The following is a 14,007-nucleotide window of genomic DNA, read 5'->3' on the forward strand; positions in this document are numbered from 1 at the left end:
CGCACTTCCGCGACCGACGAGGATTCAGACATGCTGACTGCCGAGGTCACCGTGCCGGTGGACCCGTCGGCCGCGTTCGCCACGCTGGCCGACGGGTGGCTCTACGCGAGCTGGGTCGTCGGCGCCTCGCACATCGGCGAAGTGGACCCGGACTGGCCCGCGGTGGGCAGCCGGATCCACTATCGCTTCGGCCTCTGGCCGGTGCTGATCAGCGACACCACGGTGGTGCGCGCGGTCGACCCGCCGCACCGGCTCGAGCTGGAGGCGCGGCTGTGGTCGGTGGGGTCGGCCTGGATCCGGCTCACCCTCACCGAGTGCGCGCCGGGGCGCACCACCATCAGGATGACCGAGCGCGCGTCCGGAGGACCAGCTCAGCTGATCCCCGGACTGGCCCAGGACCTCGTCTTCGCCGCCCGCAACCAGGAGTCGCTGGACCGGCTGGCGAATCTGATCAGGGCCCGCGCCCAGTGACCTACTGGCTCGGCTCCGGCAGCGCGCAGTCGTCCACCTTGGGATTGACGCCCATATAGTTCAGCGGACCGGCGATGACCGTCACCGCGATGGTGCCGAGCGTCGCGCAGTTCTGCTCCCGATCGGTGTAGTAGCCGCGCTGCCCACCGGCGACGACGCCGATGACCAGCCACAGCAGCACGAGGATCGAGACTATTCGGGGCACATTCGCCGTCATGACACTTCCTCCTGGAGACGAGCTGGGTCAGAAGTAGTGGCGGCGGCCGCCGACCGGACGCCCCACGCTGCCCGCCAGGGCCAGGACGACACCGATCACCAGCAGGATCACGCCCACGGTGGAGAGCAAGGAGATGCCGAAAACGAGTCCGGCGATGAGGAGTACTGCGCCGAGAAGGATCATGGAACTCACCTGTTCGCTATGGGATCTACGTCGAGATCGCGGCGGAACCTCCGTCGCATGGTGCGTATGCCCCGTAATTCCGGCGGGAAACAGGTATCGGTTGCGCGGGAACGGATGTCAGCGCCCGCCGCGGCGGGCGGCGGTCGCGTTGTCGGCGGTCATCCGGTAGGCCGTGCGCTCCATCGTGGAGCGGATCTCGGTGATCGGCAGGGTGCCCGCGGCGAACCGGCCGATCAGCGCCAGCGCCATGTTGCCCATGATCAGGCCCAGGTCGGCGAGGTAGTCGGGGTCGAGGCCGCGCAGCGCGGCTTCGGCGGCCGGGAGCACCGCGAGCAGACCCTGGGTGTCGAGGCGCTCGCCGCCGGGGCCGGTGCGCGCGTGGTGGTAGGCCTCGAGCATCTTGGGATTGCGCTCCCACGGCTCGAAAACGCTGCGCAGCACGCGGATCAGGGTCTCGCGCACCGATTCGCCGGGCTCGGGCGGTGCCACGTCGGCGTAGGCGTTGGCGTCCATCCACTGGGCGAGCGCGGTGATGATCAGCTCGTCCCTGGTGCGGAAGAGCCGGTAGATCTTGGCCAGCGACACGTGGGCGCGCGCGGCGACGGTGCGCAGCTGGACCGCCTCGTACCCCTCGGTGTTCAGCAGGTCCAGCACCACCGCGACGATCTTCGCCGATGCGTCGGAATCGGTCTCCCTGGCCACCGGTGAATGGTAACGTCGCCGACCGGTAACACGGTTACCACTCCTCTGATGAAGGTTTCCCGCATGTCGAAATTGAGCCGCCGCGCCCTGCTGACCGGCGCGGCCGCCGCCGGTCTGACCCTCGCCGCCACCCGCACCGCCGCCGCGCGCGTCCCGAGCACCACCGAGGAGCACCGCGTCGTGGTGATCGGCTCCGGCTTCGGCGGCGGCGTCACCGCCCTGCGCCTGGCCGAGGCCGGCGTGCCGGTGCTGCTGCTCGAGCGCGGCAGGCGCTGGCCGACCGGCCCGAACTCCCAGACCTTCCCCCTGGCCACCAACCCCGACAAGCGCATGCTCTGGTACCGCTCCGACCCGATGGTGTTCGGCCGCCCGCTGGTCTTCGAGCCGTATGCCGGTCTGGTGGAAGCGGTTCCGGGCGCCGGGATGACCGCGCTGTGCGCCGCCGGGCTCGGCGGCGGCTCGCTGATCTACCAGGGCATGTCGCTGCAACCGACGCGCGAGGTGTTCGAGACACACTTCCCGTCCGGCCTGGACTGGGACCGAATGGACCGGGTGCACTACCCGCGCGTGGCCCGCATGCTCGGACTGGCCACCGCCCCCGACGAGCTGGTGAACCACGAGAACTACACCGCGGCACGCGTTTTCGCCGAGCGCGTGCGCGCCGCTGGACTGCCGCTCGACAAGATCCCGATGCCGATCGACTGGAACTACGCGCTGGCCGAACTGCGCGGGGAGATGACGCCGTCCTACACCAACGGCGACGGCGCGTTGGGTGTGAACAACGGCGGCAAGCACTCCGTCGACGTCACCTATATCGCCGCCGCCGAGGCGACCGGCCGCGTCGAGGTGCGCACGTTGCACGAGGTGACCGACATCGAGCGTGCCGCCGACGGCCGCTGGGTCGTGCGCGTCGACCGCGTCGACACGGCCGGAAATGTGCTGGAGCACAAGGTGATCACCACCGGGGCGCTGGTCCTCGCGGCGGGCAGCCTCAACACCACCCGGCTCCTCGTGCGCGCCGGCGCCACCGGCCAGATCCCCGACCTGCCCGACGAACTCGGCCGCGGCTGGGGCACCAACGCCGACCGGATCTACGTCTGGCGCGACCCCGCCGCCGGATTCGGGGAGGCACAGGGCGGCCCTGTCGTGTACGGCAGCAAGAACTGGGACGACCCGAACGCCGCCTTCACTGTCATCCAGGCGTCGATTCCATCGCTACCGGTCGACCCCGGCGCCACCATGCTCGTCGGCTACGGAGTCAGTTCCAGCCGCGGCGAATTCGTCTACGACTCGGGCAGCGACGCCGTCACCCTGCGTTGGCCCGGCGACGGCGACCGCGCCATCCAGGACAACCACATCGACCCCACCGTCCGCCGGATCGCCGGCCCCGGCAGCACCCTGATCGACACCAACACCCTGTTCCCCTCCACCTGGCACCCCCTCGGCGGCGCCAACATGGGCACCGTCTGTGACCTCGACGGCCGAGTCCTCGGCCAACGCGGCCTCTACGTCCTCGACGGCGCTCTCATGCCCGGCAACACCGCCGCCTGCAACCCGTCGATGACCATCGCCGCCATCGCCGAACGCGCCCTGGAGAATCTGGTCCGCACCGACGTGGGCACCCTCATCTGACTAATCGATAGGCTGGCGGGCATGAATCCGGGTCCGCGCTCACCATTGACTCGCGATGAAGCGCTGCGGATCGCGCGCGAAAACGCGAACGATCCCGACTCCCTCATCCCCTACCCGCACCCAGGGCTCGAAACCGCCCGCCACGGCGGCGGTTTCGCGTACCTGCAAACGATCCGAAGCGACGACGGCGACCTCGACGGCTACGTCCTGGTGACAACGGAAGGTCGCGGCAGCGGACTGTTGTCGCGGGCCGGACGCACCATCGACATGGTGATCGACGAACATCTGGCGCGCGCCGAACACGCCAACAGATACATCCCCGACAGCGAACTCTCTGCGGCACACCACGCGGCGATGGCGGCCTACGACGCCGGGCTCACCCGCATCGACGAGTTGGCGGGGCGAGCCGCGCTCGACGCCGAGAGCGCGGACTACGCCGAATACCTCCTCATCGCCCTGCGCCGGTACAAGATCACCCGCCCCGCACGTACTCTCCTGGCCCGCAGCGATGCCCTGATGAGCGCCCGCGATCCCGGACGTCGCTACACGCAACCCTGCCCGAGTTGCGAGCAGCCGGCGATCTACGACCAGCGATACCCGCGCTCGGTCTGCGACCGCTGCCGAGCCCGCACCACCGACCGTGCCGGTCGACGGGTGATCGGCTACAACGTCGACTTCTACGGAGGAATGATCGCCTACTACGCCGACGTGTCCGAGAGCGCCGACGACGTCAATGCCCAGCGCGAAGAATGCGTCGAGGTCACCCGCTCCGGGGTGTGCTTCATCGATGGACGCCGGGCGACCATGCGGGAGGGTCGTTTCGGGGGAATCGTCGTCGAATTGGCGACCTAGAAACCCGGCAGGGCCGAGGGGTTGCCGCGGCGCGCAGCACCTGCGCGCCGCGGCTGTTGATCAGCCCGCCGAACCGGGGAACAGGGGTGGGAAGGCGGCTGAGCCGGTGCCGGGGAGGGGCTGGGGGGACGAGGAGCCGAGGTCGGCGTCGAAGGAGCCGGTGCCGCTGCCAAGGTCGAGGTCGAACGAACCCATGGAACTGCCGGTGGGCGGGCCGATCTGGACCGAACCCGAGGGGAGCAGGTCCCAGTCGAGGCCGCCGACGGCGTTGGCGGTGCCTGCGGCACCGAGGACGGCCGTGGCGGCGAGCAGGGCCGAAAGCCCGGCGCGCGTGGTGGATCTGGGGATGGACATGGGGGGATACCTCCGAGCACTTCGCTGTGATAGCGCCCATACAGTATCTGAAATATAGCTATTTCATACCGGTGATCGCTCACCGACTTCCATCTGCACGCGATAGCGATCGGCGCGATACCAGCTGTGGGTGTGTTCGATCGGCACCTCGGCGCTGAACGAGACCCGGTCGAAATGCAGGACAGGCGCGCCTTTGCGTACGCCGAGCAGCATCGCGACGCCGGCCTCGGCGGCCTGGGCGTCCACGGTCTGGACGGCGCGTTCGATCGGTCTGCCGTAGCGGTCGGCGGTGGTGCGGTAGATCGAACTCGTGAGGTCGTGCGAGATCAGGCCGGGCAGCAGCTCGGGGTTGAACCAGGCGTCGTCGACGCTCACCGGTTCCTCGTCGGCCAGGCGGAGCCTGCGCACGTGGTAAGCGGTCGTCTCGGCGGGCAGCCGCAGCGCGCGGGCGGTGGCCTCCGGCGGCACCGCCTCCTCGGCGACCAGAACGAGCGTGGTCGGGGTGTGGCCGAGCGCCCGCATCTCCTCGGTGAACGAGGCCAGATGCAGTCGGGACTGCACCGGCCGATGCGCCACGAAGGTGCCCTTACCGCGCACCCGGACCAGGTAGCCCTCGTTGACCAGCTGGCCGATCGCCTCGCGCACGGTGATCCGGCTGACGCCGTAGTCCTGCATCAGATTGCGCTCGCTGGTCATGAGGTCGCCCGGCTGGAGCTCGCGCGTGCACTTCTGCAGCAGGATCGCGCGCAGCTGTTCGTGTTTGGGCACTGCGCTGTCGCGCAGCGGTGCGGGCATGAGGGCGGCTCCTTCTCGCGAGCGGTGCACCGGTCCCTACTGGTCCTGTCCGGTTGCTTCGAGAATACGCGAAGGGGAGGCACCCGCCCAGGGCCTTTTCCCTGGCGAACGAGGAAGGCCCCGCGCACCGAGGGTAATGGTGGGCGAGGCCTTCGCGGGAACGGGATCAGGCGAGCGCTTTGGTCTTCAACTGCTCGAACTCGGCCTGCGTGATGGAGCCCTCCTCCAGCAGCTTCTTGGCGTCCGCGATCTGGGCGGCCGGGCTGGTCCCCGCGGTCTCCCTGATGTAGGAGTCCTGCGCCTGCTTGATCTGTTTCGCCTCGGCGCTCGACCGCTCCGCCATGCCCTGACCACGCGCGATCAGGTACACCAGCGCGGTGATGAGCGGGAAGAAGACCAGGCAGATGATCCAGATCGCCTTCACCCAGCCCGAGGTGTTCTTGTCCCGGAACAGGTCTCCGACGATCATGAACAGCATCATCAGATAGGCGACAAAAGCGAAGCTCACAATGATGAGCCAGAGCACTTCCCAGAATGACATGACGACACACCTCGCGTTCGGGCACTCGATCGATTCGCCCCGGGTCGGGCGATCGATTGAAACACGCGTATTGCTGGAAACTTGCCGATCTTCGGCATGTTTCACCCACCCTGTTCAGGGTGGGTACCTGTCAGCCGGGGTACGCGGTGGTGCCGGGCGAGATGGGCGCGCCGTAGCTCAGCGGATGCCGGGTGTCGCCGGATTCGTGCCGACGCAGCCAAGGACGACGCAGCCGGGCGGCCAGTCGGAGAACGGCGGTTTCGGCGTCTCGCCGAGGCAGTCGACGAAGCTGCAGCCGGGGTAGGCGTACGGTCCGATGCCGAAGGTGCCGAGCAGGGCGTCGGGGCGCGCGATCATCGGATCGGTGACGCTCACGTCCGGCCGCTCCTGGTACGGGCCGGGATCGGGCACGGGCGTGTCGAGGAAGGCCGAGCCGAGCGTGCGCATCACGTTGTGGGTGTAGGTGGAGGAGCCGGGCGTCGCGACGCCGGTCCAGTTCACCATCAGGCCGAGGCTGGGCACGATGTAGCTGTCGTTGCGCAGCATGCCCGAGATCTTCACCGCGTCGTAGGGCAGGCCGGGGAACTCCAGCCGGCACGGTTCGCCGTTGATCACGAACAGGAAGCCGTAGCAGGGCATGCTCGCCGACGGCGACAGGGCCGCGCGCATGTAGTCGTCCGAGATCACCTGCAGGTCGTTCCACCTGCCCCGATTGCCCACCAGCAGGCCGATTTTCGCGAAGTCGTCCGGTGGCAGGATGAGATGCGCGTGGCCGTAGGTGTTTCCGGCGCGGTCGCGGGCCCAGAAGTAGTCGCTGCGCGGGATGCCCAAGGGGTCGAACAGCTTTCGCTGGGCGTAATCCTGGAAGTCCTCGCCGATGGCCTGCTGGATCACGTAGACCAGCAGGTCGACGGCGCGCTGGCTGTAGCGGAACATGGTGCCCTGCGGGCGCTCGATCGGCATGGCCAGCGCCTGGGCGACGACATTGGGATCCAGCGCGGCCAGCCCGGTCGCGCCCTCGGCGGCGACCGCCACCTCCATCCCGGAGGACTCCGTGAGCAGGTTGCGCACGGTGATCGCCCGGTGCGCCTCGTCGCCGAGACCCGCGGGCAGATAGGCGCCGATCGGTTCGTCGACGCGCAGGCGGCCGTCGTCCACCGCGAGGCCGGCGACGAGCGCGACCACGCTCTTGGTGCCGCTCCACAGATTCCAGGCCACGCCGCCGGATTCGGCATTGCGCGGGCCGACGCCGACGAGGCAGTTGTTGCGGTAGATCTGGATGTTGAAGCGGGTGGCGTTCGTCGCCAGGTGCATCGCGGCGTCGAGACGATCGGGATCGAGCGCGGCCTCGGCGGGCGTCGCCGACTGGGGCGTGCGCCCCGAACTGACCTCGCACTGCTTGGCGGTGCCGGGTTCGGCCAGCGCCTGCCCGGGCAGCAGGGCGCCCGACGAGAGCGCCAGCGCGGTAACCGCCGCTGCCACAAGGTATTTCAGATAGCCGTGCACGTCGCCCTCCAGAAAGTGTTTCCGGCAGGGAATCGTGAACGGTCACGTTCTTGTTACGGCGGGGTCAGTTGCCGTAGGGCTCGCAGACGTCGATCGCGGTGTCCTTGGCCGCGTTGAAGGTGTCGATCACGCCGTTGAGCTCGTCGGTGGGCGCGCGGCGCTCGAGCGTGTCGGCGAGGGTGTTGGTGTTGTCGCGGTAGGAGCGCAACGGCTCCGAGAGCGCGGGGATCACGTCGTTGGTGAGCTTGCGGGCGAAGTCCTTGGCGTTGTTGCGCAAGGTCGTCACGGCCTCGTTCGCCTTGGTGTCGGTGTCGGGCGCCCGGTTGTTGCTGGCCTCGATGTAGGCGTTGAACGAGGCGACCGAGCTCTTGTTGGCCGCGCGCAGGCCGTCGCAGGCGTCGTCGTTGGCCTTCTGCACCCGCGCCGCCGACGAGGCCGCCACCTCGGAGGTGTAGGACGCGAGGTCGGATTGGTTGGCCTGGGCGTCACCGGGTACCTGCTTGGTGCAGGCCCCGATCAGCACCATGCCGGTGGCCGCGGCCGCGAGTGCGGTGGCGACCCCCACTCGGTCCCGTTGTCTCATGTCTGTCTCCTCCCTCACCGACAGCCGACGCCGGTGTGCGCCCGACGCCGAACATATCGACCGTACTGGCTGCGCGCCGGTGGCGTCAGCTCGCGGCGGCGATTTCGATGATCAACCGAGACGTGGGGAGCGGCGCCGGAACCGTGGTCCCGGCGCCGCGCGCGATCAGTTCTGGCCGAGCATGCCGCCCATCGTGGCGATCTCGGCCTCCTGAGCGGTCACGATCGCCGTCGCGAGCTGCTTGGACTCGGGGTTGACGCCGCCGGCCAGCTCGGTGTTCGCCATGTCGACCGCGCCCTCGTGGTGCTCGATCATCATCTCCAGCCACTGCCGGTCGAACTCGGCGCCGGTCGCAGCCTCCAGCGCCGACATCTGCTCGGCGCTCATCATGCCGGACATGCCGTGGCCCTCGTGCCCACCGCCCGTGGTCGGCGCGGGCTTGCCGAAGCCGGCCAGCAGGGTGGTGATCTGCTGCATCTCCGGCGCCTGGGCCTGCTCGACCTGCGCGGCGAGCGCGATGAGCTGCTGGTTCTGGGAACGGCTCGGCACCATCTTCGCCATCTCGACGGCCTGCGCGTGATGCGGGTACATCATCTGCAGGAAGGTCACGTCGGCGTCGTTGAAGTCGGTGCGGGCACCGGCCGTCGCGCTGGTCGCGCTCGCCGAGGTCGTGGTCGAGGAGTGGTGGGCGGTCGAGTCGGAGTTGTCGTCGCTACAGCCCGCAGCGAGCAGCAGCGAGCTCGCGGCGGCGAGGGCGACGACGGTGGCACGGGTACGGGTGATGAACATGGTGATCCTCCTGGGGATGCTGGGATGAGGTGACGAGAACTGGCCGCCCGCCGGGGACACCGGTGGGCGGCTGACCTGTCAGATCCGCAGGATCGCCAGTTGCGCGAGGGAGAGCACCGTCCACGGCGGCGGACGTTCGCGCCTGCCGCGCCAGGGGCGCGCGGCCGCGGCGACGATCGCGGCGAGGTCGTCGGTGAGTCGGTAGAGCAGCACGAGCGCCATGGCGGCGGCCAGCGCGACCAGCACGAAGACGCACGAATGCACGGCGGCGTGTTCGTCGCAGCCCGCCGCGCCGCAACCGGCACCCGCGTGCGGGTCCTCGGCGGGTGCGGTTGTGCTCGGGACGGCTACCGGAACCACTCCAGCGGCCGTCAGCGCAGTGGGCTCGGCCGATCTCGATGCGGCGGTGGGTCCGCTCATGGCGGTGCCGGTGCTGTCGGCGGAGTGTTCCAGCCGGGTGGCAGTCAGGTCGGCGGAGTGTTCCAGTGGGGTGGCAGTCATGTCGGCGACGTGCGCCGGCTGGACGGCGTTCATGCGCGTCGGCTCGGTGTCGGTCCGCACGGATGCGGTCTGAGGCGCCGATTCGGAATGCGGCTGGTGCTCGGCGGGGGCCATCGACTCGATCCCGGGCAGCGGCTCGGATTCGGCGGTGCGGGCGGATTCGGCTGTGAGGGCGGTCTCGGCTGTGCGCGCGGCCGGGTTGGTGTCCGTGGCGGGTGTCGCTCCCGCGGCGTGATCCACATGGGCGCTCTCCGCGTGGGCGGTGCCGAAGACCGCCGAGTGCATGGCGACGATTCCGGCCATCAGCACCAGCACCGTGAGCGCCCAGGCGACGCCCGAGGCGCGGAGATGGTGAGGCCGGTTGGTCACGGCGACCAGTCTAACCAGCGCGATCACGGCGGTCGCAATACCCTCACGCCGTACGGGTAGTTACCCGTTGGCGATGTCGACGACCAGGCGGGTGGGGTTGGTCAGCGTGGTGACGGCGAACGCGGGCTCGGCGGCGGTGACGCCGACGAACGACTGCGTGCTGCCCTCGTAGACCAGGGCCTTGTAGACGCCGGTGATGCCGGGCACGCTCGGATCGGTCACCGGGTCGGGCCCCGCGTACGGCGCAACGGTCGAGTCGAACGGGTATGCGGAGCCGAGGATGCGCACCTCGAGGATGGAATTGCCGTCCACCTCGACCGGCTTGCCGCTGCCGTCCTGGACCGCGCTGCCGGTGTACTCGACCTGCCAGCCGGGGGTCCCGGTGCCGCCGAGGGTGAAGACCACCCGGTCGAACCCCTCGTGACGGCCGAGCCGGATATCGGTGACGGTCAGCGCCGCGCCCGCCGACGCGTCGCCGGACTTGGGCGTGTTGTCGCGTGGCGCCGCGCCGGTGGCGTCGGTGAAGGTGCTGGTCGTGCTGGTCGGCGGTGGGGTGGCGGCGGGCGCGCCGTCGGTACCGCAGCCGGACAGCGTCAACGCGGCGATGGCGACGAGGCCGAGCACTGGAGCGTTACGCATGTGACTGATGGTACTCAGCGAGTCGGCTCGGGTGGCCGAGCGATGCGGGGCGTGTTCGGGCTACGGCGAGTTTGCTGGCGGCCGGGCTGGTGGCCTGGGGCGTGCTGTGGGCTCCGGCGCGCCCGGCGCCCGCCGCTGATGCGTGCGTTCCGGGCGATGTGATCCAGGTCGCGACGGCGCGGGGGACCGCCGGTGCCGGTGACTCGGCAGCCGAAGTGCTGGGAACCAACGGGATTGGCGTGATCTGCGGATTCGGGCGCATCTGCAAGGGTGTCGCAAATCGATGGAAGCTGTTCGTGCCCATCGGAATACATGCCACGACTACCCACTGTGAGCAAGGCCACCGCCCGATCTCAGGGCCGGATGTGACGGTGGGGCAACGATCTAGCACACTTGTCGCGTGGACAGAGTCGAGGACGTACTCACCCGGCTGCGCCGGTATCCGGACGTGGAGGCGCCGAACCTCTATGCCGTCGACGCGGCCGACCGATTACTCCTCGACACCGCCGTCGACGCGCTGGCGGCGGCGGGTAGCGGTGAGGTTGCGGTGATCGGTGACGCGTACGGCGCGCTGACCCTCGGCGCCGCCACCCGCCACGATCTCGCCGGCCTGCGCGTGCATCAGGACCTGCTCACCGGCGAACTCGCGCTGGCGGGCAACGCCAAGAACCTCGGTCTCACCGATCGCTACACCGCGCACGGTCTCGACGCCGAGTTGCTGGGCGGCGCGCGGGTCGTGCTGATGCGACTACCGCGGATGCTGTCCGGCCTGGCCGAGACGGCCGAGGCGATCGCGCGCTACGCCGCGCCGGACGTCGTGGTGTTCGCCGGCGGACGCGACAAATACCTGACGCCCGCCATGAACGAGGTGCTCGCCGAATCCTTCGGCAGCGTGCGCGCGGGCCGGGGCAGGCAGAAGTCGCGGGTGCTGGTCGTCGGTGAGCCGCTGCCGGTCGGTGAATCCCGATTCCCCGTGGCCGAGCGGATCGAGGAGATCGACGGTGACGTGGTGGCCTACGGCGCCGCGTTCTCCGGCCCGCGCCTCGACATCGGCACCCGCTTCCTGCTCGAACACCTGGACCGGATGAAGCCCGACGCCCGCGAGGCCATCGATCTCGGCTGCGGCACCGGCATCCTCGCGGTGGCGCTGGCCAAGTCGCGCCCGCACCTCCGCGTCGTCGGCACCGATCAGTCGGCCGCGGCGGTCGCCTCGGCCAGGGCCACCGCGGCCGCCAACGGCGTCGCCGACCGGGTGACCGTGGTGCGCGACGACGCGATGTCCTCGGCCGCCGACAACAGCGCCGACCTGGTGCTGTGTAATCCACCGTTCCATGTCGGCGCCGCCGTGCACACCGGATCGGCGATCAAGATGTTCGCCGAGACCGGGCGGGTGTTGCGGCCCGGCGGCGAACTGTGGACGGTGTACAACTCGCACCTGAACTATCGCGGCGTCGTCGAGCGGATGGTCGGGCGCACCGACGTTATCGGGCGGAACAAGAAGTTCACGGTCACGAGGTCTGTTCGTGGTCTGCGCGACGTACAACGATAGGGGCCGCCGAAGGCGGTAGAGTCCGATTTGTCCGACCGGACACGATCTCGGCGACGGGAACTTTGTCCGGTCACGGCACGTTGAACAGGGCAAGTTGGAGCTGTGGCCCGCCGTCAGGCGTACAGCGACTATCACTCCAAGAAAGGCGCACGGTGCGTACCTCATCGAATCCGGTGTTCAAGAACTTACCTCGCCAGGAGGGTGTCGGCGGTTACGCGAACTTCGGTTCGGGCGTCGCCGGCGCCGGACAGCTGGGCAACCAGCAGTACGGCGAATACGGGCAGCAGTACGGCCAGCAGTTCCAGCAGGCCCCCGCCACCCGCGCGATGACCATCGACGACGTGGTCACCAAGACCGGCATCACCCTCGCGGTGCTGACCGTCACGGCGATCATCTCGTTCGCGCTGTCCTCGGCGAACCCCTCGCTCGCCCCGCTGTTCGTCATCGGCGGCGGCCTGATCGGCCTGGTGCTGGTCCTGGTGGCGAGCTTCGGCAACAAGATGGACAACCCGGCCATCGTCCTGTCCTACGCGGCGTTCGAGGGCCTGTTCCTCGGCGCGCTGTCGCTGATGTTCACCGACGTCACCTTCGGCGGTGTGGGCGGTAGCGCCCTGATCGGCCAGGCGGTGCTCGGCACGTTCGGCGTGTTCTTCGGCATGCTCGTCGTCTACAAGACCGGCGCGATCCGGGTCACCCCGCGCTTCACCCGCATGCTGCTGGGCGCGATGGTCGGTGTGTTGGTCCTGATGGTCGGCAACCTGATCGCGAGCTTCTTCACCGACGGCGGCTTCGGCCTGCGCGACGGTGGCGTCCTGGCGATCGTGTTCAGCCTTGTCTGCATCGCCATCGCCGCGTTCAGCTTCCTGCTTGACTTCGACGCCGCCGATCAGCTGATCCGCGCCCAGGCCCCGGCGAAGGCCGCGTGGGGCGTCGCCCTCGGCCTGACCGTCACCCTGGTCTGGCTCTACGTCGAGATCCTGCGCCTGCTGAGCTACTTCCAGCGCGACTGATCACCAAGACATAAAAGAGCGGCCCACCGAATTCGGTGGGCCGCTCTCGTCGTTCTGGCTCAGCTCAGCCGCTCGATGACCAGCGCCATGCCCTGGCCGCCGCCGACGCACATGGTCTCCACGCCGAACTGCTTGTCGTAGGTCTGCAGGTTGTTCAGCAGGGTCGCGGTGATCCGGGCACCGGTCATGCCGAACGGGTGGCCCAGCGCGATCGCGCCGCCGGAGACGTTGAGCTTGTCCTCGTCGATCTTCAGCTCGCGGGCCGAGCCGAGCACCTGCACCGCGAAGGCCTCGTTGATCTCGAACAGGTCGATGTCGGAGACCGACTTGCCCGCCAGGGCCAGCGCCCGGGTGACGGCCTCGACCGGGCCGAGGCCCATGATCTCCGGCGACAGGCCGGACACGCCGGTGGAGACGATGCGGGCCAGCGGGGTCAGGCCGAGCTCCTTGGCCTTGGTGTCGCTCATGATGACCAGCGCGGCCGCGCCGTCGTTGAGCGGGCAGCAGTTGCCCGCCGTGACGGTGCCGTCGGGGCGGAACACCGGCTTGAGCTGGCTGACCGCCTCGTAGGTGACGCCGGCGCGCGGGCCGTCGTCCTTGCTGACGACGGTGCCGTCGGGCAGGGTCACCGGGGTGATCTCCCGCTCGAAGAAGCCGTTCTTGATGGCCTCCTCGGCGCGGTTCTGCGAGCGCACGCCCCAGTGGTCCTGGTCCTCGCGCGAGATGCCGGTCAGCGTCGCGACGTTCTCGGCGGTCTGGCCCATCGGGATGTAGACGTCGGGCAGCAGGCCGTCCTCGCGCGGGTCGTGCCACTGGCCCTTGCCGCCCTCGGCGGTCTCCTTGGTGCGGGCCTCGGCCTGCGCGAACTCGGGGTTCTTGGTGTCGGGCCAGCTGTCGGCCGAACCCTTGGCGTAGCGCGAGACGGTCTCCACACCGGCGGAGATGAACACGTCGCCCTCGCCGGCCTTGATCGCGTGGAAGGCCATCCGGGTGGTCTGCAGCGACGACGCACAGTAGCGCTGGACGGTGGTGCCGGGCACAGTGTCGAGGCCCAGCTGGACGGCGACGTTGCGGGCCATGCCGAAGCCGCCCTCACCCGCCGGGGAGCCGGTGCCGAGCATGATGTCGTTGATCGTGCTCGCGTCCAGCGCGGGGACCTTGGCCAGCGCCGCGCGCACCATCTGTGCGGTCAGGTCGTCCGGACGCATACCCGCCAGGGACCCCTTCACGGCACGGCCGATGGGAGAGCGGGCAACGGAGACGATTACGGCCTCGGGCATGAGGACTCCTTTTCGGATGGTTCAGTGAACGGCG

Annotated in this window: 17 protein-coding genes; 5 read left to right on the plus strand and 12 right to left on the minus strand. The window is 69.3% G+C overall.

Features of this window, described 5'->3' with window-relative positions:
• Positions 1 to 30 precede the first annotated feature (30 nt).
• Positions 31 to 471 carry an SRPBCC family protein gene (locus AB0H56_RS03270; protein ID WP_357156528.1) on the plus strand — a complete coding sequence of 147 codons (441 nt, stop codon included), beginning with the start codon at positions 31 to 33 and terminating at the stop codon, positions 469 to 471.
• A 1-nt stretch (position 472) separates the two neighbouring features.
• On the opposite strand, the gene AB0H56_RS03275 is transcribed toward AB0H56_RS03270, so the two are convergent.
• The 3 genes from AB0H56_RS03275 to AB0H56_RS03285 form a co-directional block, all read right to left on the minus strand.
• On the minus strand, positions 473 to 688 hold the full coding sequence (locus AB0H56_RS03275) for a hypothetical protein (RefSeq protein WP_357156530.1): 216 nt from the start codon (positions 686 to 688) through the stop codon (positions 473 to 475).
• Between the two features lie 27 nt (positions 689 to 715).
• Positions 716 to 871: a DUF6131 family protein gene (locus tag AB0H56_RS03280; RefSeq protein ID WP_167456187.1), complete on the minus strand. Its 156-nt coding sequence runs from the start codon at positions 869 to 871 to the stop codon at positions 716 to 718.
• Between the two features lie 117 nt (positions 872 to 988).
• Positions 989 to 1,573: a TetR family transcriptional regulator gene (locus tag AB0H56_RS03285; RefSeq protein ID WP_357156532.1), complete on the minus strand. Its 585-nt coding sequence runs from the start codon at positions 1,571 to 1,573 to the stop codon at positions 989 to 991.
• 63 nt (positions 1,574 to 1,636) lie between these two features.
• On the opposite strand from AB0H56_RS03285, the gene AB0H56_RS03290 reads away from it, so the two are divergent.
• Positions 1,637 to 3,205, plus strand: coding sequence for a GMC family oxidoreductase (locus AB0H56_RS03290; RefSeq protein WP_357156534.1), 1,569 nt, complete (start codon positions 1,637 to 1,639; stop codon positions 3,203 to 3,205).
• A 21-nt stretch (positions 3,206 to 3,226) separates the two neighbouring features.
• Positions 3,227 to 4,057 (plus strand): hypothetical protein, encoded by an 831-nt coding sequence (locus AB0H56_RS03295; RefSeq protein ID WP_357156536.1) that lies wholly within the window; start codon positions 3,227 to 3,229, stop codon positions 4,055 to 4,057.
• Positions 4,058 to 4,117: 60 nt separating this feature from the next.
• On the opposite strand, the gene AB0H56_RS03300 is transcribed toward AB0H56_RS03295, so the two are convergent.
• The 8 genes from AB0H56_RS03300 to AB0H56_RS03335 form a co-directional block, all read right to left on the minus strand.
• Positions 4,118 to 4,411: a hypothetical protein gene (locus tag AB0H56_RS03300; RefSeq protein WP_357156538.1), complete on the minus strand. Its 294-nt coding sequence runs from the start codon at positions 4,409 to 4,411 to the stop codon at positions 4,118 to 4,120.
• A 63-nt stretch (positions 4,412 to 4,474) separates the two neighbouring features.
• On the minus strand, positions 4,475 to 5,206 hold the full coding sequence (locus AB0H56_RS03305) for a GntR family transcriptional regulator (protein WP_357156540.1): 732 nt from the start codon (positions 5,204 to 5,206) through the stop codon (positions 4,475 to 4,477).
• A 166-nt stretch (positions 5,207 to 5,372) separates the two neighbouring features.
• Positions 5,373 to 5,747: an SHOCT domain-containing protein gene (locus AB0H56_RS03310; protein ID WP_357156541.1), complete on the minus strand. Its 375-nt coding sequence runs from the start codon at positions 5,745 to 5,747 to the stop codon at positions 5,373 to 5,375.
• 177 nt (positions 5,748 to 5,924) lie between these two features.
• Positions 5,925 to 7,229: a serine hydrolase gene (locus AB0H56_RS03315; protein ID WP_357156543.1), complete on the minus strand. Its 1,305-nt coding sequence runs from the start codon at positions 7,227 to 7,229 to the stop codon at positions 5,925 to 5,927.
• 88 nt (positions 7,230 to 7,317) lie between these two features.
• Complete coding sequence (locus AB0H56_RS03320; RefSeq protein WP_357156545.1) at positions 7,318 to 7,836, minus strand: hypothetical protein; 519 nt, start codon at positions 7,834 to 7,836, stop codon at positions 7,318 to 7,320.
• Positions 7,837 to 8,001: 165 nt separating this feature from the next.
• Complete coding sequence (locus AB0H56_RS03325) at positions 8,002 to 8,625, minus strand: DUF305 domain-containing protein (protein ID WP_357156547.1); 624 nt, start codon at positions 8,623 to 8,625, stop codon at positions 8,002 to 8,004.
• Positions 8,626 to 8,703: 78 nt separating this feature from the next.
• Positions 8,704 to 9,495, minus strand: a complete 792-nt coding sequence (locus AB0H56_RS03330) for a hypothetical protein (RefSeq protein WP_357156549.1) — start codon at positions 9,493 to 9,495, stop codon at positions 8,704 to 8,706.
• Between the two features lie 60 nt (positions 9,496 to 9,555).
• A complete protein-coding gene (locus tag AB0H56_RS03335; protein ID WP_357156551.1) occupies positions 9,556 to 10,134 on the minus strand; it encodes a hypothetical protein in 579 nt (192 codons plus the stop codon).
• A 400-nt stretch (positions 10,135 to 10,534) separates the two neighbouring features.
• On the opposite strand from AB0H56_RS03335, the gene AB0H56_RS03340 reads away from it, so the two are divergent.
• Both AB0H56_RS03340 and AB0H56_RS03345 read left to right on the plus strand, forming a co-directional pair.
• On the plus strand, positions 10,535 to 11,683 hold the full coding sequence (locus AB0H56_RS03340) for a methyltransferase (RefSeq protein WP_357156553.1): 1,149 nt from the start codon (positions 10,535 to 10,537) through the stop codon (positions 11,681 to 11,683).
• Positions 11,684 to 11,835: 152 nt separating this feature from the next.
• Positions 11,836 to 12,693 carry a Bax inhibitor-1/YccA family protein gene (locus tag AB0H56_RS03345; protein WP_357156555.1) on the plus strand — a complete coding sequence of 286 codons (858 nt, stop codon included), beginning with the start codon at positions 11,836 to 11,838 and terminating at the stop codon, positions 12,691 to 12,693.
• 59 nt (positions 12,694 to 12,752) lie between these two features.
• Here AB0H56_RS03345 and AB0H56_RS03350 read toward each other — a convergent pair whose 3' ends face one another.
• Positions 12,753 to 13,973: an acetyl-CoA C-acetyltransferase gene (locus AB0H56_RS03350; RefSeq protein WP_357156557.1), complete on the minus strand. Its 1,221-nt coding sequence runs from the start codon at positions 13,971 to 13,973 to the stop codon at positions 12,753 to 12,755.
• Between the last annotated feature and the right edge of the window lie 34 nt (positions 13,974 to 14,007).

Origin of the sequence: Nocardia sp. NPDC050717, from assembly GCF_040654275.1 — a bacterium.
GTDB lineage: Bacteria > Actinomycetota > Actinomycetes > Mycobacteriales > Mycobacteriaceae > Nocardia.